Origin of the sequence: Paracoccus sp. DMF-8 (assembly GCF_029309835.1) — a bacterium.
Lineage (GTDB): Bacteria > Pseudomonadota > Alphaproteobacteria > Rhodobacterales > Rhodobacteraceae > Paracoccus.
Genome location: NZ_JARJHL010000005.1, coordinates 253,411 through 277,697, shown reverse-complemented (window position 1 = coordinate 277,697; position 24,287 = coordinate 253,411). Strand labels below are relative to the sequence as shown.

The 24,287-nt window shown below is 64.5% G+C and carries 28 protein-coding genes and 3 pseudogenes; 17 read left to right on the top strand and 14 right to left on the bottom strand.

Going from position 1 to position 24,287, the window contains the following annotated elements:
• Nucleotides 1–46 precede the first annotated feature (46 nt).
• The 3 genes from tgt (at nucleotide 47) to PE067_RS04850 (ending at nucleotide 3,609) form a co-directional block, all read left to right on the top strand.
• Nucleotides 47–1,177: a tRNA guanosine(34) transglycosylase Tgt gene (gene tgt / locus PE067_RS04860; protein WP_276188079.1), complete on the top strand. Its 1,131-nt coding sequence runs from the start codon at nucleotides 47–49 to the stop codon at nucleotides 1,175–1,177.
• A gap of 267 nt (nucleotides 1,178–1,444) precedes the next feature.
• Nucleotides 1,445–2,641: a ribonuclease D gene (gene rnd / locus PE067_RS04855; RefSeq protein ID WP_276188078.1), complete on the top strand. Its 1,197-nt coding sequence runs from the start codon at nucleotides 1,445–1,447 to the stop codon at nucleotides 2,639–2,641.
• Nucleotides 2,632–3,609 (top strand): GNAT family N-acetyltransferase, encoded by a 978-nt coding sequence (locus PE067_RS04850; protein ID WP_276188077.1) that lies wholly within the window; start codon nucleotides 2,632–2,634, stop codon nucleotides 3,607–3,609. Before rnd ends, PE067_RS04850 begins: the two co-directional genes overlap by 10 nt.
• Before the next feature lie 51 nt (nucleotides 3,610–3,660).
• Here the strand turns inward: PE067_RS04850 and PE067_RS04845 are convergent, their stop codons facing one another.
• The 4 genes and pseudogenes from PE067_RS04845 to hisA form a co-directional block, all read right to left on the bottom strand.
• Nucleotides 3,661–3,975 (bottom strand): phosphoribosyl-ATP diphosphatase, encoded by a 315-nt coding sequence (locus tag PE067_RS04845; protein ID WP_276188076.1) that lies wholly within the window; start codon nucleotides 3,973–3,975, stop codon nucleotides 3,661–3,663.
• Between the two features lie 59 nt (nucleotides 3,976–4,034).
• Nucleotides 4,035–4,793 (bottom strand): annotated as a pseudogene (hisF, locus tag PE067_RS04840) (imidazole glycerol phosphate synthase subunit HisF); the annotation flags it as partial.
• A 70-nt stretch (nucleotides 4,794–4,863) separates the two neighbouring features.
• Nucleotides 4,864–5,187, bottom strand: coding sequence for a hypothetical protein (locus PE067_RS04835; RefSeq protein ID WP_276188075.1), 324 nt, complete (start codon nucleotides 5,185–5,187; stop codon nucleotides 4,864–4,866).
• A gap of 8 nt (nucleotides 5,188–5,195) precedes the next feature.
• Nucleotides 5,196–5,912 carry a 1-(5-phosphoribosyl)-5-[(5-phosphoribosylamino)methylideneamino]imidazole-4-carboxamide isomerase gene (hisA, locus tag PE067_RS04830; protein ID WP_276188074.1) on the bottom strand — a complete coding sequence of 239 codons (717 nt, stop codon included), beginning with the start codon at nucleotides 5,910–5,912 and terminating at the stop codon, nucleotides 5,196–5,198.
• Between the two features lie 170 nt (nucleotides 5,913–6,082).
• Here hisA and PE067_RS04825 point away from each other — a divergent pair, with 170 nt between their 5' ends.
• Complete coding sequence (locus PE067_RS04825; RefSeq protein WP_276188073.1) at nucleotides 6,083–6,481, top strand: DUF2147 domain-containing protein; 399 nt, start codon at nucleotides 6,083–6,085, stop codon at nucleotides 6,479–6,481.
• A 10-nt stretch (nucleotides 6,482–6,491) separates the two neighbouring features.
• Here the strand turns inward: PE067_RS04825 and hisH are convergent, their stop codons facing one another.
• Nucleotides 6,492–7,121, bottom strand: coding sequence for an imidazole glycerol phosphate synthase subunit HisH (hisH, locus tag PE067_RS04820; RefSeq protein ID WP_276188072.1), 630 nt, complete (start codon nucleotides 7,119–7,121; stop codon nucleotides 6,492–6,494).
• Nucleotides 7,121–7,708, bottom strand: a complete 588-nt coding sequence (hisB, locus tag PE067_RS04815) for an imidazoleglycerol-phosphate dehydratase HisB (RefSeq protein ID WP_276188071.1) — start codon at nucleotides 7,706–7,708, stop codon at nucleotides 7,121–7,123. The genes hisH and hisB overlap by 1 nt, the downstream gene beginning before the upstream one ends.
• Nucleotides 7,709–7,878: 170 nt before the next feature.
• Here hisB and PE067_RS04810 point away from each other — a divergent pair, with 170 nt between their 5' ends.
• The 6 genes from PE067_RS04810 (at nucleotide 7,879) to PE067_RS04785 (ending at nucleotide 12,864) form a co-directional block, all read left to right on the top strand.
• Entirely contained in the window at nucleotides 7,879–8,457 is a 579-nt protein-coding gene (locus PE067_RS04810) for a hypothetical protein (RefSeq protein ID WP_276188070.1), read from the top strand.
• Between the two features lies 1 nt (nucleotide 8,458).
• Nucleotides 8,459–8,824, top strand: a complete 366-nt coding sequence (locus tag PE067_RS04805; protein ID WP_276188069.1) for a cell division protein ZapA — start codon at nucleotides 8,459–8,461, stop codon at nucleotides 8,822–8,824.
• A 419-nt stretch (nucleotides 8,825–9,243) separates the two neighbouring features.
• Nucleotides 9,244–10,362 (top strand): sulfate ABC transporter substrate-binding protein, encoded by a 1,119-nt coding sequence (locus PE067_RS04800; RefSeq protein WP_276188068.1) that lies wholly within the window; start codon nucleotides 9,244–9,246, stop codon nucleotides 10,360–10,362.
• A gap of 26 nt (nucleotides 10,363–10,388) precedes the next feature.
• Nucleotides 10,389–11,243, top strand: coding sequence for a sulfate ABC transporter permease subunit CysT (cysT, locus tag PE067_RS04795; RefSeq protein WP_276188067.1), 855 nt, complete (start codon nucleotides 10,389–10,391; stop codon nucleotides 11,241–11,243).
• Entirely contained in the window at nucleotides 11,236–12,123 is an 888-nt protein-coding gene (cysW, locus tag PE067_RS04790) for a sulfate ABC transporter permease subunit CysW (protein ID WP_276188066.1), read from the top strand. The genes cysT and cysW overlap by 8 nt, the downstream gene beginning before the upstream one ends.
• Before the next feature lie 21 nt (nucleotides 12,124–12,144).
• Nucleotides 12,145–12,864 carry an ATP-binding cassette domain-containing protein gene (locus PE067_RS04785; RefSeq protein WP_276188065.1) on the top strand — a complete coding sequence of 240 codons (720 nt, stop codon included), beginning with the start codon at nucleotides 12,145–12,147 and terminating at the stop codon, nucleotides 12,862–12,864.
• 128 nt (nucleotides 12,865–12,992) lie between these two features.
• On the opposite strand, the gene PE067_RS04780 is transcribed toward PE067_RS04785, so the two are convergent.
• The 4 genes and pseudogenes from PE067_RS04780 to PE067_RS04765 all read right to left on the bottom strand — a co-directional run bounded on the left by PE067_RS04780 (nucleotide 12,993) and on the right by PE067_RS04765 (nucleotide 16,442).
• On the bottom strand, nucleotides 12,993–13,823 hold the full coding sequence (locus tag PE067_RS04780; RefSeq protein ID WP_276188064.1) for a metal ABC transporter permease: 831 nt from the start codon (nucleotides 13,821–13,823) through the stop codon (nucleotides 12,993–12,995).
• A pseudogene (locus PE067_RS04775) lies at nucleotides 13,823–14,643 on the bottom strand (metal ABC transporter permease). The gene PE067_RS04780 and the pseudogene PE067_RS04775 overlap by 1 nt, the downstream one beginning before the upstream one ends.
• A gap of 35 nt (nucleotides 14,644–14,678) precedes the next feature.
• On the bottom strand, nucleotides 14,679–15,548 hold the full coding sequence (locus PE067_RS04770; RefSeq protein WP_276188063.1) for a manganese/iron ABC transporter ATP-binding protein: 870 nt from the start codon (nucleotides 15,546–15,548) through the stop codon (nucleotides 14,679–14,681).
• 1 nt (nucleotide 15,549) lies between these two features.
• Nucleotides 15,550–16,442: pseudogene (locus tag PE067_RS04765) on the bottom strand (metal ABC transporter substrate-binding protein).
• A gap of 105 nt (nucleotides 16,443–16,547) precedes the next feature.
• On the opposite strand from PE067_RS04765, the gene PE067_RS04760 reads away from it, so the two are divergent.
• Together PE067_RS04760 and PE067_RS04755 are read left to right on the top strand one after the other, a co-directional pair.
• On the top strand, nucleotides 16,548–16,967 hold the full coding sequence (locus PE067_RS04760) for a Fur family transcriptional regulator (protein WP_276188062.1): 420 nt from the start codon (nucleotides 16,548–16,550) through the stop codon (nucleotides 16,965–16,967).
• Entirely contained in the window at nucleotides 16,964–17,326 is a 363-nt protein-coding gene (locus PE067_RS04755) for a YigZ family protein (RefSeq protein ID WP_276188061.1), read from the top strand. Before PE067_RS04760 ends, PE067_RS04755 begins: the two co-directional genes overlap by 4 nt.
• Nucleotides 17,327–17,411: 85 nt before the next feature.
• Here PE067_RS04755 and PE067_RS04750 read toward each other — a convergent pair whose 3' ends face one another.
• A complete protein-coding gene (locus PE067_RS04750; protein WP_276188060.1) occupies nucleotides 17,412–17,786 on the bottom strand; it encodes a DUF2237 domain-containing protein in 375 nt (124 codons plus the stop codon).
• A gap of 47 nt (nucleotides 17,787–17,833) precedes the next feature.
• On the bottom strand, nucleotides 17,834–18,535 hold the full coding sequence (gene pth / locus PE067_RS04745) for an aminoacyl-tRNA hydrolase (RefSeq protein ID WP_276188059.1): 702 nt from the start codon (nucleotides 18,533–18,535) through the stop codon (nucleotides 17,834–17,836).
• A gap of 209 nt (nucleotides 18,536–18,744) precedes the next feature.
• On the opposite strand from pth, the gene PE067_RS04740 reads away from it, so the two are divergent.
• The 5 genes from PE067_RS04740 to PE067_RS04720 all read left to right on the top strand — a co-directional run bounded on the left by PE067_RS04740 (nucleotide 18,745) and on the right by PE067_RS04720 (nucleotide 22,256).
• A complete protein-coding gene (locus PE067_RS04740) occupies nucleotides 18,745–19,374 on the top strand; it encodes an ATP-dependent Clp protease proteolytic subunit (RefSeq protein WP_276188058.1) in 630 nt (209 codons plus the stop codon).
• A gap of 163 nt (nucleotides 19,375–19,537) precedes the next feature.
• The gene (clpX, locus tag PE067_RS04735; RefSeq protein WP_276188057.1) at nucleotides 19,538–20,806 is read left to right on the top strand and encodes an ATP-dependent Clp protease ATP-binding subunit ClpX; all 1,269 of its coding nucleotides are present in this window, start codon (nucleotides 19,538–19,540) and stop codon (nucleotides 20,804–20,806) included.
• Nucleotides 20,807–20,927: 121 nt separating this feature from the next.
• The gene (locus tag PE067_RS04730; protein WP_276188056.1) at nucleotides 20,928–21,302 is read left to right on the top strand and encodes an NADH:ubiquinone oxidoreductase subunit NDUFA12; all 375 of its coding nucleotides are present in this window, start codon (nucleotides 20,928–20,930) and stop codon (nucleotides 21,300–21,302) included.
• A gap of 4 nt (nucleotides 21,303–21,306) precedes the next feature.
• Nucleotides 21,307–21,780 carry an outer membrane lipid asymmetry maintenance protein MlaD gene (gene mlaD, locus PE067_RS04725; protein WP_276188055.1) on the top strand — a complete coding sequence of 158 codons (474 nt, stop codon included), beginning with the start codon at nucleotides 21,307–21,309 and terminating at the stop codon, nucleotides 21,778–21,780.
• A complete protein-coding gene (locus PE067_RS04720) occupies nucleotides 21,777–22,256 on the top strand; it encodes a DUF2155 domain-containing protein (RefSeq protein ID WP_276188054.1) in 480 nt (159 codons plus the stop codon). Before mlaD ends, PE067_RS04720 begins: the two co-directional genes overlap by 4 nt.
• On the opposite strand, the gene aat is transcribed toward PE067_RS04720, so the two are convergent.
• A complete protein-coding gene (aat, locus tag PE067_RS04715) occupies nucleotides 22,220–22,849 on the bottom strand; it encodes a leucyl/phenylalanyl-tRNA--protein transferase (RefSeq protein WP_276188053.1) in 630 nt (209 codons plus the stop codon). The genes PE067_RS04720 and aat overlap by 37 nt on opposite strands.
• A gap of 71 nt (nucleotides 22,850–22,920) precedes the next feature.
• Nucleotides 22,921–24,282 (bottom strand): acetyl-CoA carboxylase biotin carboxylase subunit, encoded by a 1,362-nt coding sequence (gene accC / locus PE067_RS04710; protein ID WP_276188052.1) that lies wholly within the window; start codon nucleotides 24,280–24,282, stop codon nucleotides 22,921–22,923.
• Nucleotides 24,283–24,287 lie beyond the last annotated feature (5 nt).

Below are 24,287 nucleotides of genomic sequence, written 5' to 3'. Positions count from 1 at the left end.
ATCGCAATCTTTGCATCCGCCCCGCCAGCAAGGTATCAGCCGCGACATGAGCAAACGATTTTCCTTTGCCGTTCAGGCCAGCGACGGGCTGGCGCGGACCGGCACCATCTCGACACCCCGGGGCGAGATCCGCACCCCGGCCTTCATGCCCGTGGGCACCGCCGCGACGGTCAAGGCGATGCTGCCGGAATCGGTGCACGCGACCGGCGCCGATATCCTGCTGGGCAATACCTATCACCTGATGCTGCGCCCCGGCGCCGACCGGATCGAGCGTTTGGGCGGCCTGCACGAATTCATGAACTGGGACCGGCCGATCCTGACCGATTCGGGCGGGTTTCAGGTGATGTCACTGGCCGGGCTGCGCAAGCTGACCGAAGAAGGCGTGACCTTTTCCAGCCATGTCGATGGCAGCAAGCACATGCTGTCGCCCGAAACCAGCATGGAAATCCAGCGCAAGCTGGGATCCGACATCGTGATGTGTTTCGACGAATGCCCCGCGCTGCCCGCGGATGAGCAGGCGGTCGCGACGTCGATGCGGATGTCGATGCGGTGGGCGCAGCGGTCGCGCGACGCCTTTGGCGACCGGCCGGGCCATGCGCTGTTCGGGATCATGCAGGGCGGGGTGACGCGCGAATTGCGTCAGGAAAGCGCCGAGGCGCTGCGGGCCATCGGCTTTGACGGCTATGCGATCGGCGGCCTTGCCGTGGGCGAAGGCCAGCAGGCGATGTTCGGCGTGCTGGACTATGCCACCGGCTACCTGCCGCAGGACAAGCCGCGTTATCTGATGGGGGTCGGCAAGCCCGACGATATCGTCGGCGCCGTTGTGCGCGGTGTCGACATGATGGATTGCGTGCTGCCGTCGCGGTCCGGGCGCACCGGGCAGGCATGGACGCGGCGCGGGCAGGTCAACATCAAGAACGCCCGTCACGCCGACGATCCGCGCCCGCTGGATGCGGAATGCGGCTGCCCGGCCTGCACGGGCTATAGCCGCGCCTATCTGCACCACGTCTTTCGGTCGTCGGAAATGATTTCCGGCATGCTGCTGACCTGGCATAATTTGCATTATTTTCAGGAATTGATGGCAGGCTTGCGGGGGGCGATCGCGAATCAGCAGTTGGGGGAATTTGTCGAATCATTCCACGCGCAGCGTGCGGCGGGCGACATCGAACCGCTTTAGATCGCGGAAACCTGCCGACAGATTTGATTGCAGCGACGGGCGGATGCTATAACTGCACGGGTCATGAGGTGAGCAGTCGGGCCGGAATGGACCTGCTGCGGGTGTGAACATGGGTATGAATGGTCATCATCGCATGCGATGTGGCACATAAAACCAACACCGCATGGTGAAAATCGTAACGAAAATATTGCACCTTCTCTGTGGCGCGGGCCTATGTGGAAGAATGCGCCGGATCCAAGGCCCCGCCATTTGAAAGGTTCACTGCGGATGTCCGCAAAAGAAGTCCAGACGATCACCACCACCGACGAACTCGCCGCTTTCTGCGCGCTGGCCAAGGCTCAGCCCTATGTCACGCTGGATACCGAATTCCTGCGGGAGCGGACATATTATTCAAAACTTTGCCTGATTCAGGCTGCCTTGCCCCCGGCGGGCAATCCGCGTTCGGCGGGCGGGCCTGCGGTGCTGATCGACCCGTTGCAGGGCGATCTGTCGCTGGAACCGCTCTATGACCTGTTTCGCCACAAGGACACGGTCAAGGTGTTCCATGCCGCCCGTCAGGATCTGGAAATCTTTTTCCACGACGCCGGGGTTCTGCCCGATCCGCTGTTTGACACCCAGATCGCGGCGATGGTCTGCGGCTTTGGCGAACAGGTCGGCTATGAAACGCTGGTCAAGCGGATCGCCCGCCAGCCTTTGGACAAGTCGTCACGCTTTACCGACTGGTCGCGGCGCCCCTTGTCGGCGGATCAGGCCGATTACGCGCTGGCCGATGTGACGCATCTGCGGGTGATCTATGAATTCCTGTCGGCGCAACTGGAAAAGACCGGCCGCGCCCCCTGGGTCGAGGAAGAGGTGGCCGTGCTGCTTGCGCCGTCGACCTATGTGACCAGGCCGGAAGATGCCTGGGAAAAGGTGCGCACGCGGTCCGGCGCGCCGCGTTTTCTGGCGGTGGTGCGCGAACTGGCGCGCTTCCGCGAGGCTTATGCCCAGTTGCGCGACGTGCCGCGTTCGCGGGTGTTCAAGGATGATGCGCTGATCGAACTGGCCTCGACCCGGCCGCAATCCGAAGGCGATCTGGGCAAGTCGCGGCTGCTGCTGCGCGACGCGCGCAAGGGCGATATCGCGCAGGGCATCCTGGCCGCCGTCAAGGCCGGGATGGAGGCGCGCGACCTGCCCAAACCCGCCGCCGAGGAACCCGGCCGCGCCGGGAACGCCGCGCTGTCGGAACTGCTGCGCGTGCTGCTGAAAGCCAAGGCCGAAGCCGCGAATGTGGCGCCCAAGCTGATCGCCTCATCCGCCGATCTGGATGCCATCGCCTCGGGCGAACGCGATCTGCCCGCGTTGCATGGCTGGCGGGCCGAGGTGTTTGGCGAAGATGCGCTGCGTCTGGCCAATGGCCAGATCGCGCTGTCCGCGGTGCAGGGCAGCGTCAGGATCGTCCCGGTGTCCGAGCGATGCGTGTAACGCTAGGCAGGCCCGTCGCGGGGGATACCCCGGCGATTTCTCTGGCCATGATGGAGCCGGAGGTCGCGGGCTGGCTGCACAGCTTTCCCTTTCCCTACAGCCGGACCAGATGCGATGACCGTTTCAACGGCGCCGAAAGCTGGGATTATGCCGTGCGCGTCGATGGGCGTTTCGCCGGGCTGGTGATCGCCGCCCCGGAACTGGGCTGCTGGATCGACCGGCGGTATCAGGGCAGCGGCATCGCGACCCGCGCCGCGACCTGCGCGCTGTCGCGTCTGTTTCTGACCGGCGCCAATACCGCCCATGGCCGGTTTCTGTCCGACAACGACCGGATGCGCGGCGTGCTGCACAGGCTGGGCTTTGTGCGCGATGCCTCGATCCCCCAGGAACAACTGCGTCCCGGTCTGGGTCTGATGACCCTGTCGATCGAGGATTTCGTTCGCGCCCAACCCTTTGACATCGCATCCGAAAGGGTGCGGATCACCGGGGTTGCCGCCGATGATCTGCCGATGCTCTATGACATCGCTGCGTTGCGGGATGTCGCGCCGCACCTGACCTTTTTCACGCCGGGCATGTCGGTTGCGGAATTCGCGCGCATCCTGCGCGGTTTCTGTGGCGTGCCGCCGTTTTGGTGCAGCCTGCGTGTCGATGGGCAGATCATCGGTGCGATCGGGCTGGAAAGCCGGGAAGGTGCGGCGGTCGGCGGTGCAGCCAATCAACTGATCCTGCACGGATTTATTGCGCCCACGGCCTCGGGGATCGGGCTTGGCCGCGAAGCCTTGCTGGCCTTTGTCACGGAAATCCAGGACCGCTTCGGCGCGCAGATGATCCATGCCGAGGTGTTTGAAAACGACCAGCCCGCGCAAAAGCTGGTCACCGGCGCGGGTTTCGTGCCCGAAGGCGACCCCTTTACCCTGACCTCGGCCTCGCGCAGCGCGCCGGGGCGGCGCTATCTGCTGCGGCTTTAGCGCCGGGGATCGACGCGGGCGCGGTTTCGGGGCGCGGCCCGCCGGTTGCCGCTATTCGCGCGCGGCCTTTTCGGCCAGCCCCGACTGCCCTTCGCGACGGTCGAGTTCGGCCACGACATCGCGCAGCGACACATCCCGCGCGGCCAGCATCACCAGCAGGTGATACAGCACATCCGCCGCCTCGCTGGTCAGCCGGGCGCGGTCGCCCCTGACCGCTTCGATGATCGCCTCCACCGCTTCCTCGCCGAATTTCTCGGCGCATTTTTCGGGGCCTTTGGCCAGCAACTGGGCCGTCCAGCTTTCCGACGGGTCGGCGCCCTTGCGCGCCTCGATGGTGGCGGCGAGCCGTTCGATGCCGTTTGTCATGCCAGCCTCACCGGGTTTTCGCCCAGATCCGCATCCGCATCCGCGCGCAGGGGTGGGGGCGCCAGCCGCACGGGAATACCCGCTGCCGCCATATGGGCCTTGGCCTCGGCGATGGTGAAGGTTCCGAAATGGAAGATCGAGGCCGCCAGCACCGCGCTGGCATGGCCTTCGGTCACGCCCTCGACCAGATGGTCCAGCGTGCCGACCCCGCCCGAGGCGATGACCGGAATATCGACCGCATCGGCGATGGTGCGGGTCAGGGGGATGTTGAACCCGGATTTGGTGCCGTCGCGATCCATGCTGGTCAGCAGGATTTCCCCGGCACCTTTGGCCGCGACCGTGCGGGCGAATTCGACCGCGTCGATGCCCGTCGCCTTGCGCCCGCCGTGGGTAAAGATTTCCCACCGGCCCGGCGCGACCGTCTTGGCGTCGATGGCGCAGACGATGCACTGGCTGCCGAAACGATCGGCGGCTTCGGCGATGACATCGGGATTGGCAACGGCGGCCGAATCGAAACTGACCTTGTCCGCCCCTGCCAGCAGCAGGTCGCGCACATCGGCGTGGCTGCGCACGCCTCCGCCGACGGTCAGCGGAATGAAACATTGTTCCGCCGTGCGCGTCACCAGATCGAACATCGTGCCCCGGTTTTCATGGGTGGCGTGGATGTCCAGGAAACACAGCTCGTCCGCGCCGGCGGCATCGCAGGCGCGCGCCGCCTGAACCGGATCGCCCGCGTCGATCAGGTCGACGAAGTTGACGCCCTTGACCACGCGGCCATCGGCGACATCAAGGCAGGGAATGATGCGGGTTTTCAGCATGGGGGACTCCTGTCGCGGCTTTGGTCTTTAGCGCCATACCGGCCTGTGGGAAAGGCCCCGCATGGCTGCTCTAGCGGCGGCGATGCAGGATCTCGATGATCAGGGCCGTGATCAGCGACAGGGCGATCAGGACGGGCAGCGCCAGCACCCCCAGAATGACCGGTGGTTCCAGCAGCCCCGCCAGCCAGGGCGGAGTGACGCCGCATATCCCGCTGAAACCGATGATGCCGGAATGGCCGCAATCATGTTCCAGCCAGAACAGCAGTGCAAGCTCGATCGCCACAAGGATCGTGCATCCCGTCAGCAGCCGGCGCCCGGCCCTTGCCCGTGCAAGGCGCCCAAGGGCCAGCAGCCAGAAGGGCGCGGTGACAAGTGCCATCTCCAGCCAGTTCATGGCCGGGCTCAGGCGACCTCGCGCAGCGCCTCGCCCAGGTCGATCGCGCCGTCATAGAGCGCGCGGCCGGAAATTGCACCCGCGATCACGCCGGTTGCGCGCAGGGCGCGCAGGTCGTCCAGCGACGACACCCCGCCCGAGGCGATGACCGGGATATTGACCGCGCGGGCCAGCGCCTCGGTCGCGGAGATGTTCGGCCCCTGCATCGCGCCGTCGCGGTCGATGTCGGTATAGATGATCGCGGCGACGCCCGCGTCCTCGAAGCGGCGGGCAAGGTCGGTGGCCGTGACATCGGTTTCCTCGGCCCAGCCACGGGTCGCGACGCGGCCCGCGCGCGCGTCGATGCCGACGGCGATCTTGCCGGGGAATGCCAGCGCGGCCTCGGTCACCAGCGCGGGGTTTTCGACGGCGACGGTGCCCAGAATGACGCGGGCCAGACCCCGGTCGATCCATGCCTCGATGGTCGCCATGTCGCGGATGCCGCCGCCCAACTGGGCGGGGACGGTGATCGCGGCCAGAATCGCCTGCACGGCGTCGGCATTGACGGGATGGCCCGCAAAGGCGCCGTTCAGGTCGACAAGGTGGATCCATTCGGCCCCCGCGTCCTGAAAGGCGCGGGCCTGAGCCGCAGGGTCGTTGCCGAATACGGTGGCCGCGTCCATTTCGCCACGCAGCAACCGCACGCAGTTGCCGTCCTTGAGGTCGATGGCGGGGTACAGGATCATCACCGGGTCTCCTCTTTCTTTCGTGGCACCCTTCGCCACAGCGGGGCGGTTTCAGAAAGCCCCGACAGGCCGGTGCCGGGCTGTTTCCAGCCGACCTCACGTCAGACTTGATCGCGGGCGCAGGGGGCGGGCATCCTGCGACCAGAACAACCCCGAGGGAGGAAAGCGGGATGAAATGCACGGTTCTGGCGGCGGCGTTCAGCCTGTCCGCGATGCTGTCCGGCGGCGCGGTCATGGCGCAGGAGATCAGCGGGATCTTTCAGACGCAGGCCAATGACAACGGCCATGTCGGCATGGTCGAATTCTATGATTGCGGGGGCAAATCCTGCGGGCGGCTGGTGAAATCCTTTGACGGTCAGGGGCAGGAAATCTCGTCGCCCCATACCGGGCGCAATATCGTCGCCGATATGGTCAGCGAGGGCGGCGGCAAGTTTTCGGGCGGCACGATCTGGGATCCGGGCGCGGACAAGACCTATCGTTCCAAGATGGAACTGAGCGGCAACCGGCTGAACGTTTCGGGCTGCGTCGCGGTGTTTTGCAGGACGCAGACCTGGACCAAGGTTCGCTAGCCGCCCGGGATCACGGATTCCAGCGCAGGAAATTCGTGATCAGCCGCAGCCCGACATCCTGCGATTTCTCGGGATGGAACTGGGTGCCGACGATATTGTCGCGCCCGACGATCGCGGTGATTTCGCCGCCATAATCGACCGAGGCGATCAGATCGTCCCGGTCGGCCGTGGCAAAGCGCCAGCTATGGACGAAATAGGCGTGATCGCCGGTCCGGATGCCTTCCAGCACCGGATGGGGGCGGTGGATGGTCAGGTCGTTCCAGCCCATATGTGGCACCTTCAGCCCGACGGGTTCGATGGCGCGGATCTGGCCGGGGATCCAGCCCAGACCCGGCGTTTCGCGATATTCGAAACCGCTGTCCGCCAGCATCTGCATGCCGACGCAGATGCCCAGAAAGGGCAGGCCGCGATCCAGAACCGCTTCGCGCAGCGCATCGACCATGCCGGGCACGGCATCCAGCGCCGCACGGCAGGCGGGAAAGGCGCCGTCGCCGGGCAGGACGATGCGGTCGGCGGCGTGAACGACGGCGGGGTCCGAGGTCACGACCACCTCTGCCCCGACCTCGCGCCCGGCCAGAACCAGCGCCTTTTCCGCCGAATGCAGGTTGCCGCTTTCGTAATCGACCAGCGCGACCCGCATCACAGCGCCTCCTTGGTCGAGGGCAGGATGCCCGCCATGCGCGGGTCGGGCTCCACCGCCTCGCGCAGCGCGCGGGCGACGGCCTTATAGGTGGCTTCGGCGATGTGGTGGCTGTTCAGCCCGTGGATGCGGTCGACATGCAGGGTGATGCCGCCATGCGTGGACAGCGCCTGAAAGAATTCGCGCACCAGTTCGGTGTCGAATGTGCCGATCTTCTGGGTCGGAAAATCGACGTTCCAGACCAGACAGGGCCGCGCCGACAGGTCCAGCGCGGCGCGCACCAGCGTGTCGTCCATCGCCAGATGAAAGCTGCCATAGCGGCGGATGCCGCGCTTGTCGCCAAGCGCCTGAACCAGCGCCTGCCCGATGGCGATGCCGGTATCCTCGACCGTGTGGTGGTCGTCGATATGCAGGTCGCCCCTGGCGCGCACCGTCATGTCGATCAGCGAATGGCGCGACAGCTGGTCCAGCATATGATCGAAGAAGCCGACCCCGGTCTGGTTGTCGTAGCGGCCGGTCCCGTCAAGATCCAGCGTGACCTCGATTGCGGTTTCGGCCGTTTCGCGGGTGATCGTGGCGCGGCGCATGGGCGATCCTTCCAAATGTGACACCGCCTTATATGTCGCGCCATCCGCTGTGAAAAGGCGCACGTTCCCGCCGGTTGGCCGCAGCGTTTCCGCCGCCGATCCGCCTGCCAGCTTGTCATGCGGGGCAGGGAATGACAAAACGAGCAAGAATAGCTGAAAGGAAGCGGCCGATGATGGGGGATCTGACAGGCAGCGAAAAGCGGCTGATCGCTGCGCTGGATCGCATCGACTATTCGATCGAACGTGCGGCCGAACGGCTGCGACAGGCGGATGCCGCCGGGGCAGGGCAGGCGGAACCTGCCGCACCGGATGCTGCGGAGACCGTGGCGGAACCCGATCCCCGGCTGATCGGGGAATTGCAGGATCTGCGCGCCGAAAACGCCCGCCTGACCGAGGCGCTGGCCGCCGCCGATGCCGCCCGTCAGGCGGCGCAGGCGCGGATCGAGGCTTTGGGCGAACGCCTGAACCAGCAGGAGCAGGAATCCGCGCGTCTGGTCGCCACGAACGAAGCCCTGTCGAACGCCAACCGCAACCTGCTGTCGCGCGCCGACAGCGGCGGTGCCAGCGCGGATGAGGCGCGCGCCGCGCTCGAAGCGGAGCTGGAGGCGCTGCGCGGCGCCCGCGCCGCCGAAATCGCGCAGTTCAGCGAGGTTCTGGACACGCTGGAAACCATGCTGGCCGACAGCTGCCGCCCTGCCAATGGCCGCGCCCGCCGCGCCGCGGCTGTCACGAATGAGGAAAGGGGCTGAGATGGCCGAGGTCGATTTCACCATCGGACACAAGAATTACACGCTGGCCTGCCAAGAGGGCGAAGAGCGGCTGCTGAAACGCGCCGCCGCCATGCTGGATGCCGAGGCGCAGCAGATCCTGTCGCAGGCCGGGCGCCTGCCCGAGCCGCGCCTGCTGCTGCTGACCGGGCTGATGCTGGCCGACCGCTTTTCCGCGATCGAGGATCGCGCGGCGGCGGCGGAACGCGAATTGCAGCGGCTGAAATCCAATCCGCAGCGCGTCGAGGTGCCCGTGGTGCCGCCCAGCATCGCCGAAGGCATGGCCGAACTGGCCGCCCGCGCCGAGGCTCTGGCGCAAAAGGCCGAGGAAAGCCTGGATCTGGACTAGGCTGTCCCGCCCTTCGTCCAGCCGCCGGATATTCGATGAAACACGCCGCAGCCGCCGCTGCGGCGTGTTGCGATTCCGGTCGTGATTTCTGCTGCAAGCCGCCGCCATCACGACCCTGCGATTCGCCCCGGAAGGTGCAAATGGCCGCGACCGGGCGCGCGTCGGCCCATCCGGATCGGTGATTCGCCAGACGGTCGCTGAACGGTCGGCCTGCGGCGCTGGAACATTTTCTTTTGCGCCCCGGAATGGCTGGAACGATGTTCCTTTAGCGGTGTGAAAACAAAAACATCATAAACACGACTGCTTTTGGCGTAATTTTATTCTTGCGATATACGACAATCTCTGTCGATATTTAGTGCAAGCGGGGCAGGCAGCCTCATGGCCCTGTTCGGACCCCCGCCAAGGAAAAGGAAAACGACATGAACAGACCTCATCCCAAGCTTGGCCGTTTCACGGATTTCAGCGCGGACATGACCGCCGGATCCCGCGCGATGGGTCAGGATTGCCGTTCCGATGACCTCGGCCGGGCAGGGGCCGGGGCGCGCCCGCTGCGCCGCATTCTGGCCGCTGCCCTGACCGCCTTTGCGCTGGTCGCGACCCCGCAGATCGCGGCCGCGCAGGACAGGCTGCTGAACGTCAGCTATGACCCGACGCGCGAATTGTATCGCGCCATCAACGATGCCTTCGTCGAAAAATGGGTGGCCGACGGCAATGCCCGCCCGGCGATCGAAACCTCTCATGGCGGATCGGGCGCGCAAGCCCGTGCGGTCGTGGACGGGCTGAAGGCGCAGGTGGTGACGCTGGCGCTTGGTGCCGATATCGACCAGATCGCCGAACGCGGCCTGCTGCCCGAAGATTGGCAGACCCGCCTGCCGCATAACTCGTCGCCCTATACCTCGACCATCGTTTTCCTGGTGCGCGAGGGCAACCCCAAGGGCCTCAAGGACTGGGGCGATCTGGTGAATGACGGGGTCGAGGTGATCACGCCGAACCCGAAGACCTCGGGCGGGGCGCGCTGGAACTATCTGGCGGCCTGGGCCTGGGCCGAAAAGAACGGGCAGGACCCCAAGGAATTCCTGGCCAAGCTGTTCGGCAATGTCCCGGTTCTGGATACCGGCGCGCGCGGCTCGACCACGACATTTGCGCAGCGCGGCATCGGTGACGTGCTGCTGGCCTGGGAAAACGAGGCCTATCTGGCGCTGGAAGAACTGGGCGAGGATCAGTTCGAAATCGTCGTGCCCTCGGTCTCGATCCTGACCGAGCCGCCGGTGACCATCGTCGACAAGAACATCGAAAACGACAGCCAGCGCGCGCTGGCGCAGGCCTATCTGGATTACCTTTACAGCCCCGAGGCGCAGGCCCTGATCTTCAAGCACTTCTACCGGGGCTGGGATACCAGCAAGGCCGATCCCGGAGACGTCGCCCGTTTCCCCGAACTGGATCTGGTGACCATCGCCGATTTCGGCGGCTGGAAGAAGGCGCAGGCCGAGCATTTCGGTGACGGCGGCACCTTTGACCAGATCTATACGGCGAAATGATGAACGGGTTCGTCGCAAAATCTCCCATGCCGGGCTTCAGGCTCGGCATGGGCATCACGGTGACGATGCTGTCGATCGTGGTGTTGTTGCCGATTGGCGCGCTGTTGCTGCATGGCGTGAATTTCGGCCTGTCGAACACATGGCAGGTTGTGAACACCGAACGGGTCTGGAATGCGCTGTTCCTGTCGTTCCGGCTGGCGTTTTTCGCCGCGCTGTTCAACCTGATCACCGGGACGCTGCTGGCCTGGGTGCTGGCGCGCTATGAATTTCCGGGCCGCCGCATCGTCGATGCCATCGTCGATCTGCCCTTTGCCCTGCCGACCGCCGTCGCGGGGATTGCGCTGACCGCGCTTTATGCGCCGAACGGGTTGTTCGGGCAATTCGCCAAGAACTGGCTGGCGCCCATCGGCAATTTCCTGTTTTCACCCTTTGGCGTCGAGTTTTCGGGCCGCATCGCCTATACGCAATGGGGCATTCTGATCGCGCTGATCTTTGTCGGCCTGCCCTTTGTCGTCCGCACCGTCCAGCCCGTCATCGGCGAGATCGAGCGCGAGGTCGAGGAAGCCTCGGCCACCCTTGGCGCGACGCGGTTCTATACCATCCGCCGGGTCATCCTGCCGATGCTGATGCCCGCCGCCCTGACCGGCTTTGCCCTGTCGCTGGCGCGCGCGGTCGGCGAATACGGTTCGGTCATCTTCATCGCGGGCAATATCCCCAACAAGACCGAGATCGCCCCCCTGCTGATCGTCATACGGCTGGAGGAATTCAACTATGATGCGGCGGGTGCCATCGGCATCGCCATGCTGCTGATTTCATTTTCCATGCTGCTGGTCATCAACCTGATCCAGATCTGGAGCCGCCGGAGGATTGGCCATGTCTGATGTCCTGATTGCGTCCCGAGGCCAACCCGCCCCCAAACGCTGGCATCCCGTCACCGAGGAACGCCGCCCCACCCGCGTCCTGCTGATCGCGCTCAGCCTGTCGCTGCTGGCCCTGCTGGTCGTGGCCCCGCTTGGCGTGATCTTTGCCGAGGCGCTGGCGCGGGGCACGGTGCAGGCGATCGCCTCACTGTCCCGCCCCGAGGCGCGCTCGGCGATCTGGCTGACCCTGTTGGTCGCGGCGATCACCGTGCCCCTGAACGCGATATTCGGACTGGCCGCCGCCTGGACGATCACCAAGTTCGATTTTCGCGGCAAGGCATTCCTGATAACGCTGATCGACCTGCCGTTTTCGGTGTCGCCCGTCGTGGCCGGTCTGGCGCTGGTCCTGCTGTTCGGCATCAATACCGCCATCGGCGGCTGGCTGGTCGGCATGGGCTATCCGGTGATCTTTGCGCTGCCGGGGATCATCTCGGCATCCATGTTCGTGACATTCCCCTTTGTCGCGCGCGAACTGATCCCGGTGATGATCGAACAGGGCCGCGCCGAGGAAGAGGCCGCGCTGACCCTTGGCGCCTCTGGCTGGCGGGTGCTGCTGACCGTGACCCTGCCCAATGTGAAATGGGCGCTGCTATATGGCGTCTTGCTGTGCAACGCGCGGGCGATGGGGGAATTCGGTGCGGTTGCGGTCGTGTCGGGCAAGATCCGTGGCCAGACCGCGACCATGCCGATCATGATCGAAATGCTGTATAACGAATATATGTCGATTGCGGCCTTTTCCATGGCTGCGGTGCTGGCGCTGCTCGCGCTGGTGACGCTGGTGCTGAAAACCGCGCTGGAATGGCGTCATTCGGACGCGCTGGCCACCGGCCGCAAACATTGATCCGACCGAAGGGATATGAGGATGCTCATCGAAATCGACGAAATCGCCAAGACCTTCGGCGCCACCGCTGCCTTGCGCCCGGTCAGCCTGCAGATCCCCTCGGGGGCGCTGGTCGCGCTGCTCGGGCCGTCGGGCTCGGGCAAGACGACGCTCTTGCGCATTCTGGGGGGCTTGGAATACCCGACCTCGGGGCGGGTCAAGTTCGACGGGCTGGATGCGACCGGGCTGACGGTGCAGGAACGCCGGGCGGGATTCGTGTTCCAGTCCTATGCGCTGTTTCGGCACATGACGGTGTTTGAAAACATCGCCTACGGGTTGCGCGCGCGGCCGCGCCGTGAACGTCCCTCGAACGCGGAAATCACCCGGCGGGTGACCAAGCTGCTGGACCTGATCCAACTGCCCGATATCGGCGGGCGCTTTCCCAGCCAGCTTTCGGGCGGTCAGCGCCAGCGCGTCGCGCTGGCCCGCGCCATCGCGATCGAGCCGCGGATGCTGTTGCTGGACGAACCCTTTGGCGCGCTGGATGCCCGCGTCCGCAAGGAGCTGCGGCAGGGCCTGCGCGAAATCCACGACACCACCGGCCTGACCACGATTTTCGTGACCCATGATCAGGAGGAGGCGATGGAACTGGCCGATCTGGTCGTCGTCATGTCGATGGGCCAGATCGAACAGATCGGCCGGCCGCAGGATATCCGCTCGAAACCCGCGACCCGTTTCGTGCGCGAATTCATCGAGGTCTGATCCGGCGGCCCTGCGTGGTGCTGCGCCGGATGCGGCCTGAACCCGCAGCCCGGACAGCGCCCCCGCCGGATGGGCGGGGGCATCAGGTTGCGGCCGTGGTCTCGAATCCGGGCCGCATGCCGCAGGGGTCAGGCCGACGCGGCCCGTCGCGCCGCCGCGATGCGCTGGCCGATAAAGACCAGCGTGAATATTGCCGTCAGGATCAGCACGATGGTCGCGGCGGTCGAGGCATCCAGCCAGAAGCTGATCAGCACCCCTGCCTGCGTCGCAAACAGCGCAATGCCGACCGCGACGACCAGCATCCGGCTGAGCCTGCGGGTGATCAGAAAGGCGATGGCCCCCGGCGCGATCAGCAGCGACACCGACAGGATGATGCCCACCGCGCTGAGCATCGCGACAATCGTCAGCGACAGCGCGACCAGCAACCCGTAATGCAGCACGCGGACCCGCAGACCGGCGACCCGCGCCTGAACCGGATCGAAGGCGATCAGGGCAAGGTCTTTCCACGTCAGGACCAGCGCCAGCGTCACCACGGCGGCGATCTGGAACGACAGCGTCAGATCATCCGTGCCCACCCCCAGCATATTGCCGAACAGGATGTGATCCAGATGCAGCGAGGACCGGATCTGTGTGTAAAGCACGATCCCCAGACCGAACATGCCCGACATGACGACGCCCAGCACCGTGTCCTGCTTGACCCGGCTGTTCGATTCCAGCCAGCCCGTCGCCAGCGCACAGGTCAGCCCCGCGACAAAGGCGCCCAGCAACAGCGGCGCACCCAGCATATAGGCGATGACGACGCCCGGCAGCACGGCATGGCTGACACCGTCGCCCATCAGCGACCAGCCGCGCAGCACCAGAAAACACGACAGCAGCCCCGCCGGCACGGCGATGACCGCGCCGATCAGCGCGGCATTCTGCATGAAGGGAAAGCTGTAGGGCAGGGTCAGCCATTCCATCACGCGGACTCCTTCAGGGCTGCGGCGGCGCGGCGGCGGGCGGCAAGGATGCCGTGTTTCGGGGCAAGGACAAAGGCCGCAAGAAAGATCAGGGTTTGCATGACGACGATCAGCCCGCCCGTCGCGCCGTCCAGAAAGAACGACAGATAGGCGCCGACGGCCGAGGTGACGGTGCCGATACTCACCGACAGGATGATGATGCGCGGAAAGCGGTCGGTCAGCAGATAGGCGGTCGCGCCCGGCGTCACCACCAGCGCGATCACCAGAAAGGCCCCGACCGTCTGCATGGCGGCGACCGTGCAGGCGGCCAGCAGGGTAAAGAACAGCACGCGCATGGCCGTGACATTGATGCCGATGGTGCGGGCATGGGTTTCGTCAAAGAACACCACCAGCAGGTCGCGCCATTTCGCTGTCAGGATCGCCAGCGAAACCGTGCCGATGATCACCAGTTGCAGCGTGTCGCCGGGGTCGATGGCCAGAATATTGCCCATGGTGATCGTCTGGATGCTGACCGCCATCGGGTTCAGCGAGATCATGAACAGCCCCAGCCCGAAAAACCCGGTAAAGATCAGGCCGATGATCGCGTCCTCTTTCAGGCCGGAGCGGCTGTTCAGGAACTGCATGGTCAGCGCGGCCAGCCCCCCGACAGAAAGGCGCCGAAGCGAAAGGGCAGGCCCAGCATATAGGCCCCGGCAACCCCCGGCACGATGGAATGGCTGAGCGCATCGCCGATCAGCGACCAGCCTTTCAGCATCAGATAGGCCGACAGAAAGGCGCAGACCGCGCCGACCAGTGCGGAAACCCAGATCGCATTGGCCATATAGCTGTATTGGAACGGGATCAGCAGGGTTTCCATCAGGTCGCATCCTCTGGTGTCGAGGCGTCGCGCAGGCGTTTGTGCTGGTCGTCGTAAAAAACCAGCGGGCGTTCGTCATCGCTGAGCACCGTCAGCCCGCGCGGGTCGTCGTCGTCATGCAGATGCCGCGCGCCCAGAACCGAATGGCGCAACACGCCGCCAAAGGTCAGTTTCAGATTGTCGGGGGTAAAGACCTCTGCTGTCGGGCCGGATGCCAGCACCGTGCCCTTGACCAGCACCACACGGTCGCAGAATTCCGGCACAGACCCAAGGTCATGGGTCGAAACCAGCATGACCCGGCCCTCGTCCCGCATCTCGCGCAACAATGTGATGATCGCGGCTTCGGTCTGGACATCGACGCCGGTAAAGGGTTCGTCCAGCAAGATCACCTGACCGCCCTGCGCCAGCGCGCGGGCCAGAAAGACGCGTTTCCTTTGCCCGCCCGACAATTCGCCGATCTGGCGTTTGCGGAAATCGCTCATGCCGACGCGGGCCAGCGCATCATCGACCGCGGCGCGGTCGGCGGCGCGGGGGATGCGGAAGAAACCCATATGGCCGTAGCGGCCCATCATCACGACATCCTCGACCAGCACCGGAAAGCTCCAGTCGACTTCCTCGGATTGGGGGACATAGGCGATCAGATTGCGCCTTTGGGCCTGTGCGACGGTCATGCCCAGAACCGACACCTGACCGCGCGCCGCCGGAACAAAGCCCATCACGGCCTTGAAAAGCGTGGATTTTCCGGCGCCGTTGACGCCGACCAGCGCGGTGATCGAACCTTTCGGCACGTCGAAACCGGCATCGCGCAGGGCGGTGTGGCCGTTGCGATAGGTGACGGTCAGGTCGCGGACATGGATGCCCTGAGACATGTTATTCGGTGCCTTTCAATCCGCTGACGATGGTTTCCGAGGTGACGCGCAGCAGATCCAGATAGGTCGGGACCGGGCCATCGGGTTCGGACAGGCTGTCGACATACAGAACGCCGCCATAAGCCGCCCCGGTTTCCGCAGCGATCTGTTTCGCCGGGCGGTCCGAGACCGTGCTTTCGGAAAAGACCACCGGGATCCGATGTTCGCGGATCTGGTCCACGACCTTGCGGATCTGCTGCGGCGTGCCCTGCGCATCGGCGTTGATCGGCCACAGATACAGTTCCTGCAGGTCGAAATCGCGGGCCAGATAGCTGAAGGCGCCCTCGGACGTGACCAGCCAGCGCCGGTCGGGGGCAGCGCCAGCGCCTGTTCGCGCAGGGGCTGGATGGTGTCGCGGATGCGCTGCTTGTAGCTGTCGGCATTGGCCTGATAGGTCGCGGCATTGTCCGGGTCGTATTCCGACAGGGCGGCCGCGATATTGTCGATATAGATCAAGGCACTGTCCAGCGACATCCAGGCATGGGGGTTGGGCTTGCCCTGATAGGCGCCGCCGCCGATTTCGATCGGTTCGACCCCGTCGCTGACCACGGCGGCCGGGACATTGCCGATGCCGGACAGGAACTGTTCAAACCACGCCTCCAGCCCCATGCCGTTCCACAGGATCAGATCGGCGCCGCTGGTCGCGACAAGGTCGCTTGGCGTCGGCTCATAACCGTGGATTTCGGCGCCGGGCTTGGTGATCGACACGACGGTCGCGGCATCGCCCGCGACATTGCGGGCCATGTCGGCGATCACGGTGAATGTCGTCGCGACCTTGAAGTCGTCGGCCATGGCGGGGGTGGTCAGCAGGGCGGTGGTGCAGGCAAGCACGCAGAGGCGCAGATGTCGGAACATGGGTTTCGGGGGCCTTCAGTTGAGAACCTTTCGCAATATATTTGAGAATCGTTCGCAACTGTCAAGCCGGCTTGCAAAGAAAATCCGCTCGGGGCAGGAAAGGCCATGATCGAAGACCGCGTCCGAGCATTTGAATCGGCCCTGCGTCGCGCAGGCGTCCGCGTGACCCGTCAGCGGGCGGCGCTGTTGCGCGTGCTGGCGACGGCCGACGACCATCCCGATGCGACCGCGCTGCTGGAACGCGCCAAGGCGGCGGGGGCGGGCGTGTCGCTGGCGACCGTCTATCGCACCCTGTCCGAACTGGAATCGCAGGGGCTGATCCTGAAAGTCTCGTTCGAGGGCGAGCCCGCGCGCTATGAGCCCGCCGACCAGCGCCATCACGATCACATGATCGATGTCGATTCCGGCGAGGTGATGGAGTTCTTCGACGAAAGGATCGAGCGCCTGCAGGCTGAGATCGCCGCCGAAATGGGCTATGAGATCATCCGCCACCGGCTGGAGCTTTACGTCAGGAAGGTCCGTTGAGCGGGCTTGTCGTCCATGACAGGATCATTTCGGATCGCGGCTCGCGCTATGCCGTTTCCGGCGGTCCGGCGCGCACCCGCGCCGAGGTCGAGACCCTGCTGGCCGCGCTGAAGCAGAACAAGCGTTTCGCCAAGGCGACCCATAACAGTTGGGCGGCGATCCTGTCGGGCGAGCCGGTCAAGGATGACGACGGCGAAAGCGGCGCCGGGGCGCTGATGTTGCAGATGCTGGAACGCGAAGGGCTGACCGATCATGTCGTGATCGTGACGCGCTGGTATGGCGGCAAGCATCTGGGCGGCGACCGGTTCCGCCATGTCGCCGATGCGCTGCGCCATTATTTTGCCGCGCGGCAGGGCTGAAGCGGTGCCCCGATCCGTGGCGCGCGTTGTGTTTTGGGTATTTGGATGATGAAGAAAGCCCGCGCGCCTGGTCGTTTGGGGGCTGCTATTCGTCCTGGGGCTGGGCATGGGCGCGCAGCAATTCGATCGGGACGATGTCCAGGGCGCGCTGGTGGGTGGCCTGCAGAACCACGCGGGGGGCGGCGAATTCCTGGGCGGCCTGCAGGAAGCGGGCTGCGCAGAGGCACCAGCGGTCGCCGGGTTTCAGGCCGGGAAAGTGGAACTCGGGCCGGGGTGTCGAGAGGTCGTTGCCGAGATATTTCGAAAAGGCCAGAAATTCGGCGGTGACGCGGACGCAGACGGTGTGGCTGCCGCGATCCTCGGGGCCGGTGTTGCAGCAGCCGTCACGGAAAAAGCCGGTCATCGGGTGCGTCGAGCAGGGCTGCAGCGGGGTGCCGAGGACATTGACCGAAGGCTCCATTGCGTTTTCCTTTCTTCGGTATTCTGGCCGGACCGTCGTTCCGGGGGTCAGCGGAAGCGTGCGGCGAGGGCGCGCAGCTTGTCCGTGACGCTTTGCGGTTCGGTTGATCCGGATGGGGGCTGTTGCGGTTTCGGCGCGGTTTCGGATGGTTTTCCGGGGCGTTTCGTGCCGCTGTTGCGGGCCGGGTTCAGCCTTGCGGCGACGGCATTGGTGAAGCGCGCGTCATCGCCCGCCGCCAGTGCCGCCGCGCCGTCCGAGATACCGCGCAGCAGGTCGTCCAGCGCATCGCCTTCGGCCTTGGCGAAATCCGACAGCACATAGGCGGCGACGCGGTCCTTGTGGCCCGGATGGCCGATTCCCAGGCGCAAGCGGCGATAGTTTTCGCCGATATGCTGGTGGATCGAGCGCAGCCCGTTGTGGCCGGCATGGCCGCCCGCCATTTTCAGGCGGATCCTGCCCGGGGCAAGGTCAAGTTCGTCATGCAGGACGATGACATCCTCGGGCGTGAGTTTCAGATAGCGCATCGCTTCGCCGACGGACTGGCCCGAAAGGTTCATGAAGGTGCCGGGTTTCAGCAAGGTGACGCGGGTGTCGCCCAGCCTTCCTTCGGCGATTTCGCCCTGAAAGCGGCTGCGCCAGGGGGCGAATCCGTGATCGGCGGCGATCCGGTCCACCGCCATATGGCCGATATTGTGACGATTTTGCGCATATTTTGCGCCGGGATTGCCCAGTCCGACGATCAGTTTCATCTTTCACCTGCATGATCGCAGGCAAACTAGCGGCTTGGGCCGGAACGCGCAATTTTTATCCGTCTCTTGCCCTTCAGGGGCGGCGTTACTAAGACTCTGTCAAGCTCTGGCGCTTACAAGTCTGGTTCGGGTCGCTTGGCGGCGTGGCCGACCCCCGAGGCCGACCCCGAGCGTGACGCAAACGACAGAAGCCACAGGCAGGGAATATTATGCAAGATCCGGCAGAATTCTACATGAACAACCTTGTCCCCATGGTCGTCGAACAGACGAGCCGGGGGGAACGCGCCTATGACATCTTCTCGCGCCTGCTGAAGGAACGGATCATCTTTCTGTCCGGCCCGGTCCATGACGGCATGGCGACGCTGATCTGTGCGCAGCTGCTGTTTCTTGAGGCGGAAAACCCGACCAAGGACATCAGCATGTATATCAACAGCCCCGGCGGCGTCGTGACCGCGGGTCTGTCGATCTATGACACGATGCAATACATCAAGCCCCGCGTGTCGACGCTGGTCGTGGGGCAGGCGGCCTCGATGGGGTCCTTGCTGCTATGTGCGGGCGAAAAGGGTCAGCGTTTCTCGCTGCCGAACAGCCGGATCATGGTTCACCAGCCCTCGGGCGGGTATCAGGGGCAGGCGACCGATATCCTGATCCATGCGCGCGAAACCGAGCGGCTGAAGCGGCGGCTGAACGAAATCTACGTCCGCCACACCGGCCGCACGCTGGAAGAGGTCGAGGAGGCGCTGGAGCGTGATCGCTTCATGATGCCCGAAGAGGCCAGGGAATGGGGTCTGATCGACGAGATCCTGGAGCCTCGTGGCAAGGTTGCCGCAGAGGGCTGATCACATGCCTTCGGGGCGGTGATTCGTGACGTTTTGGGGATTGTGACGGGTGTTTGCGATCCCTAACATATAGATGACGGCGGCAGGGGGGGGGCGTCCTCGCAGTGCGAACCGGATACGCGGGTCTTCCGCGTCTTCGAACCAGGAGCAAGGAACCGAGACGATGGCCAACCAGACCGGCGGCGACAGCAAGAACACGCTCTATTGCAGCTTCTGCGGCAAAAGCCAGCATGAGGTCAGGAAGCTGATTGCCGGGCCGACCGTGTTCATCTGCGACGAATGCGTCGAATTGTGCATGGATATCATCCGCGAGGAGACGAAATCATCGGGGCTGAAATCCGGCGATGGCGTGCCGACCCCGCGCGAGATCTGTGCGGTTCTGGACGATTACGTCATCGGCCAGGAACATGCGAAACGCGTGCTTTCGGTCGCGGTGCACAACCATTACAAGCGTCTGAATCACAGTTCGAAATCCGATATCGAACTGGCGAAGTCGAACATCCTGCTGATCGGCCCGACCGGCTGCGGCAAGACGCTGCTGGCGCAGACGCTGGCGCGTATTCTGGACGTGCCCTTCACCATGGCCGACGCGACCACCCTGACCGAGGCCGGATATGTCGGCGAGGATGTCGAGAACATCATCCTGAAGCTGCTGCAGGCATCGGAATACAACGTCGAACGCGCGCAACGCGGCATCGTCTATATCGACGAGGTCGACAAGATCACGCGCAAATCCGACAACCCTTCGATCACCCGCGATGTTTCGGGCGAAGGGGTGCAGCAGGCGTTGCTGAAAATCATGGAAGGCACGGTTGCATCGGTTCCGCCGCAGGGGGGGCGCAAGCATCCGCAGCAGGAATTCCTGCAGGTCGATACCACGAATATCCTGTTCATCTGCGGCGGCGCCTTTGCCGGGCTGGAGCGTATCATCGCGCAGCGCAACAAGGGCACGGCGATGGGCTTTGGCGCCTCGGTCAAGGAAAACGACGACCGTGGCGTGGGTGAGCTGTTCAAGGAACTGGAACCCGAAGACCTGCTGAAATTCGGTCTAATCCCGGAATTCGTTGGCCGTCTGCCGGTCATCGCGACGCTGACCGATCTGGACGAAGCGGCGCTGATCATCATCCTGACCCAGCCCAAGAACGCGCTGGTCAAGCAATATCAGCGGCTTTTCGATCTGGAAAACGTCAAGCTGACCTTTACCGACGACGCCCTGACCGCGATTGCCCGCCGCGCCATCAAGCGCAAGACCGGCGCGCGGGGCTTGCGCTCGATCATGGAAGACATCCTGCTTGACACGATGTTCGACCTGCCGGGCCTTGGCAGCGTCAATGAGGTCGTGGTGAACGAAGAGGCGGTTGAAAATGCCTCGGCCAAGCCTTTGCTGATCCATGCGGATGCGAAAAAGGAACCGACCGCTTCGGCGGGGTGAACCTGTCGGCCCCGGCTGATCCGGGGCCGTTTCACGTCGGAGAGTGGCGGCGCTTTCGCCACTGGACCTGGCCCCCAGGATTTGCGATATCCGGGGCGCGAACCTTTTGATGAGGCCGAAGATGTCCCTGCTTGCCCGCGTTCTCACCTGGTGGAACGGCCAGACCCTGAACACCAGCGTCTGGACCCGGCTTTACGGCGAAAAGGTGGGCGAAGACGATCAGGGCAACATCTATTACCAGTCGAACGGCGGCAAGCGTCGTTGGGTGATCTATAACGGCGAATCCGAAGCAAGCCGGGTCGGCCCCGACTGGCACGGCTGGCTGCATTTCACCTATGACGAGCCGCCGACCTGGGCGCCGCTGGAACATCGCCAGTGGGAAAAGCCGCATCGCGAAAACGAAACCGGCACGGTCGAGGCCTATCGCCCCGCCAGCTCGCTTTACCGGGCCGAGCCTTTGCCGCGCCGCGATTACGACGCCTGGCAGCCGGAATAATCCGATGACGTCCTCCGCCGAACGTGCGGAATTGTGGGTTGGTGCCGCCGTCCTGCTGGTCGCGGCGGGATTTCTGTTCTGGTCGGGCGCGGGCAGTCGGATGATCGGCGCGGGTCTGGGCAAACATTACGAATTGCGCGCTGCCTTTCCGGATGTCAGCGGGATCGAGGTCGGGACGGATGTCCGCATCGCGGGCGTCAAGGTCGGTCGCGTCAGTGCCGTCGATCTGGACCCCGCGACCTTTCTGGCCGAGGCGCGGCTGCAGGTGCCCGCCGATGTTGCGCTTGCCACCGATTCCGCAGCGCTGATCCAGTCCGACGGGCTTCTGGGCGGCGCTTATATCGAATTGCAGCCCGGCGGTGCGCCCGACAATCTCGCCCCCGGCGATGAGATCGAGGACGTGCAGGGCGCCGTCAGCCTGATCAGCCTGATGATGAAATTCGTCGATTCCCGTTCGGATGATGAGGCAGGGCCATGAAGAACTGGTTCACCCCGCTGATCCTGTCGCTGCTTTTGGCCACGCCCGTTCTGGCGCAGGACGATGCCGAACTGATGCCCGAAGAGGAATTCGAGGATCCCGCCCTGTTGCCCGTGCCCGCCGAACCTTCGGCCGCCGAACGGCAAGAGGCTGCGGCGGCGCAGGCGCGGGGCGAAGGCACGCAGCGCGCGGCTGGGGCCAGGCTGCGCGGTCTGGACAAGGTGACGGGAAAGACCGTCGATATCGACTTGGCGAATGGTCAAAGCTACAGCTACGGGCGGCTGGATCTGCTGCTTGGCGAATGCCGCTATCCGCAGAACGACCCCAGTTCGGATTCCTATGCCGAACTGACGATCACCGACCGCAACCGCAATCGCATCGTGTTTGCGGGCTGGATGGTGGCGTCCTCACCCGCGATTTCGGCGCTGGACGATGCGCGCTACGATGTCTGGGTGATTTCCTGCGACAATGCCTGAGCGTCGGGCAAGGCCGCGGCGTGAATGTCGGGATTGACCGACAGCGCCTGCGCCAGACGACGACGGTAGATCTGGCGCGGAATCTCGATCCCGCCCATGCTGGCCAGATGCTGGGTCAGGTATTGGGTGTCGAACAACTGGAATCCGCTGCGCCGCAGATGCGAATCCATCCAGAGCAGCGCCATGCGCGACCCGCTGGTCTGGGTCGAAAACATGCTTTCGCCGAAATAGGCGCTGCCCAGAACCACCCCGAAAATGCCGCCGGCAAGCCGGCCGTGTTTGAACACCTCCAGCGCATGGGCGTGACCGCTTTGGTGCAATTCGCGATACAGCACGCGCAGCGGCTGGTTGATCCAGGTCGTGTCACGGTCGGCACAGCGGCGCACCACCGCATCGAAATCGGTGGCATGGCGGGCCGACCAGCCGCCAAGGCGCAGATCGCGGCGCAGCGAGCGCGAGGCATGCACTGGGCCAAGCGGCAGGATGCCGCGTGGATCCGGTTCGAACCAGTGAAGATCGTCGTCTTCGGCCGAGGCGGCCATCGGAAAGATACCGCGCGCATAGCCTGAAAGAAGCATCTGGGCTGTCAGCATCACCGCACCGTCGGGCAAACGGACAACCGGGGACGGGGCGCCGCCCCCGGTCCTTGATCAGGGACGAAGGATCAGTTGGCCGAACCGGCAGCCGCCTTTGCGGCCAGCCATTTTTCCAGCCAGTGGATCGAGTAATTGCCCGCCTGAATATCCGGATCCTCGACCAGTTCAGCGAACAGGGGAACCGTGGTATCGACGCCGTCGATGATCAATTCGCCCAGACAGCGCGACAGCCGCGCCAGCGCCTCATCGCGGTCGCGGCCAAAGACGATCAGCTTGCCGATCAGGCTGTCGTAATAGGGCGGGATGCGGTAGCCGTCGTAAAGCGCGGAATCGATGCGCACGCCAAGGCCGCCCGGCGCGTGGAACTGGGTGATCGTGCCGGGGCTGGGCGTGAAATTCGGCAGCTTTTCCGCGTTCAGCCGCACCTCGATCGCATGGCCGCGCAGGTGCAGGTCTTCTTGCTGGAATTCCATCTCGTAGCCCGCGGCCACAAGGATCTGCTGGCGGACCAGATCGACTTCGTAGATCAGTTCGGTCACGGGATGTTCGACCTGAAGGCGGGTGTTCATCTCGATGAAATAGAACTCGCCGTCCTCATAGAGGAATTCGATGGTCCCGGCGCCGGCATATTGGATGCTGGCGCAGGCATCGGCGCAGGTCTTGCCGATGCGGGCGCGTTCCTCGGCGGTGATGACCGGGCCGGGCGCTTCTTCCCAGACCTTTTGGTGGCGGCGCTGCAGGGAACAGTCGCGTTCGCCCAGATGGACCGCGCGCCCCTTGCCGTCGCCAAAGACCTGAATTTCGATATGGCGCGGTTTTTGCAGGTATTTTTCGATATAGACATCGGGATTGCCGAATGCCGCCTTGGCCTCGGTCCGGGCGGTGCGGAAGGCGATTTCCAGATCCGACGGGCCGGTCGCGACCTTCATCCCGCGACCGCCTCCCCCGGCGGTGGCCTTGATGATGACCGGATAGCCGATATCCTCGGCAACCTTCAGCGCGTCTTCGACCGTATCGACACCGCCGTCCGAACCCGGAACGCAGGGCACGCCAAGCGCCTTCATCGTGTCCTTGGCGGTGATCTTGTCGCCCATGATGCGGATATGTTCGGCGCGCGGCCCGATGAAGGTGATGCCGTGATCTTCCAGCATCTGCGCAAAACCGGCGTTTTCGGACAGGAAACCATAGCCCGGATGGACCGCCTGCGCCCCGGTGATTTCGCAGGCCGAAATGATCGCGGGCATGGACAGATAGCTGTCGGTGGAAGACGGCGGGCCGATGCAGACCGATTCATCGGCCATGCGCACATGCATCGCATCGCTGTCGGCGGTCGAATGGACGGCGACGGTGGCGATGCCCATCTCGCGGCAGGCGCGGACGATGCGCAGGGCGATTTCGCCGCGGTTGGCGATCAGGATCTTGTCGAACATGCCTG

Coding starts and splice junctions, on each gene's coding strand:
- tgt (WP_276188079.1), top strand. CDS start 47: ATGAGCAAACGATTTTCCTTTGCCGTTCAGGCCAGCGACGGGCTGGCG.
- rnd (WP_276188078.1), top strand. CDS start 1,445: ATGTCCGCAAAAGAAGTCCAGACGATCACCACCACCGACGAACTCGCC.
- PE067_RS04850 (WP_276188077.1), top strand. CDS start 2,632: ATGCGTGTAACGCTAGGCAGGCCCGTCGCGGGGGATACCCCGGCGATT.
- PE067_RS04845 (WP_276188076.1), bottom strand. CDS start 3,975: ATGACAAACGGCATCGAACGGCTCGCCGCCACCATCGAGGCGCGCAAG.
- PE067_RS04835 (WP_276188075.1), bottom strand. CDS start 5,187: ATGAACTGGCTGGAGATGGCACTTGTCACCGCGCCCTTCTGGCTGCTG.
- hisA (WP_276188074.1), bottom strand. CDS start 5,912: ATGATCCTGTACCCCGCCATCGACCTCAAGGACGGCAACTGCGTGCGG.
- PE067_RS04825 (WP_276188073.1), top strand. CDS start 6,083: ATGAAATGCACGGTTCTGGCGGCGGCGTTCAGCCTGTCCGCGATGCTG.
- hisH (WP_276188072.1), bottom strand. CDS start 7,121: ATGCGGGTCGCGCTGGTCGATTACGAAAGCGGCAACCTGCATTCGGCG.
- hisB (WP_276188071.1), bottom strand. CDS start 7,708: ATGCGCCGCGCCACGATCACCCGCGAAACGGCCGAAACCGCAATCGAG.
- PE067_RS04810 (WP_276188070.1), top strand. CDS start 7,879: ATGATGGGGGATCTGACAGGCAGCGAAAAGCGGCTGATCGCTGCGCTG.
- PE067_RS04805 (WP_276188069.1), top strand. CDS start 8,459: ATGGCCGAGGTCGATTTCACCATCGGACACAAGAATTACACGCTGGCC.
- PE067_RS04800 (WP_276188068.1), top strand. CDS start 9,244: ATGAACAGACCTCATCCCAAGCTTGGCCGTTTCACGGATTTCAGCGCG.
- cysT (WP_276188067.1), top strand. CDS start 10,389: ATGCCGGGCTTCAGGCTCGGCATGGGCATCACGGTGACGATGCTGTCG.
- cysW (WP_276188066.1), top strand. CDS start 11,236: ATGTCTGATGTCCTGATTGCGTCCCGAGGCCAACCCGCCCCCAAACGC.
- PE067_RS04785 (WP_276188065.1), top strand. CDS start 12,145: ATGCTCATCGAAATCGACGAAATCGCCAAGACCTTCGGCGCCACCGCT.
- PE067_RS04780 (WP_276188064.1), bottom strand. CDS start 13,823: ATGGAATGGCTGACCCTGCCCTACAGCTTTCCCTTCATGCAGAATGCC.
- PE067_RS04770 (WP_276188063.1), bottom strand. CDS start 15,548: ATGTCTCAGGGCATCCATGTCCGCGACCTGACCGTCACCTATCGCAAC.
- PE067_RS04760 (WP_276188062.1), top strand. CDS start 16,548: ATGATCGAAGACCGCGTCCGAGCATTTGAATCGGCCCTGCGTCGCGCA.
- PE067_RS04750 (WP_276188060.1), bottom strand. CDS start 17,786: ATGGAGCCTTCGGTCAATGTCCTCGGCACCCCGCTGCAGCCCTGCTCG.
- pth (WP_276188059.1), bottom strand. CDS start 18,535: ATGAAACTGATCGTCGGACTGGGCAATCCCGGCGCAAAATATGCGCAA.
- PE067_RS04740 (WP_276188058.1), top strand. CDS start 18,745: ATGCAAGATCCGGCAGAATTCTACATGAACAACCTTGTCCCCATGGTC.
- clpX (WP_276188057.1), top strand. CDS start 19,538: ATGGCCAACCAGACCGGCGGCGACAGCAAGAACACGCTCTATTGCAGC.
- PE067_RS04730 (WP_276188056.1), top strand. CDS start 20,928: ATGTCCCTGCTTGCCCGCGTTCTCACCTGGTGGAACGGCCAGACCCTG.
- mlaD (WP_276188055.1), top strand. CDS start 21,307: ATGACGTCCTCCGCCGAACGTGCGGAATTGTGGGTTGGTGCCGCCGTC.
- PE067_RS04720 (WP_276188054.1), top strand. CDS start 21,777: ATGAAGAACTGGTTCACCCCGCTGATCCTGTCGCTGCTTTTGGCCACG.
- aat (WP_276188053.1), bottom strand. CDS start 22,849: ATGCTGACAGCCCAGATGCTTCTTTCAGGCTATGCGCGCGGTATCTTT.
- accC (WP_276188052.1), bottom strand. CDS start 24,282: ATGTTCGACAAGATCCTGATCGCCAACCGCGGCGAAATCGCCCTGCGC.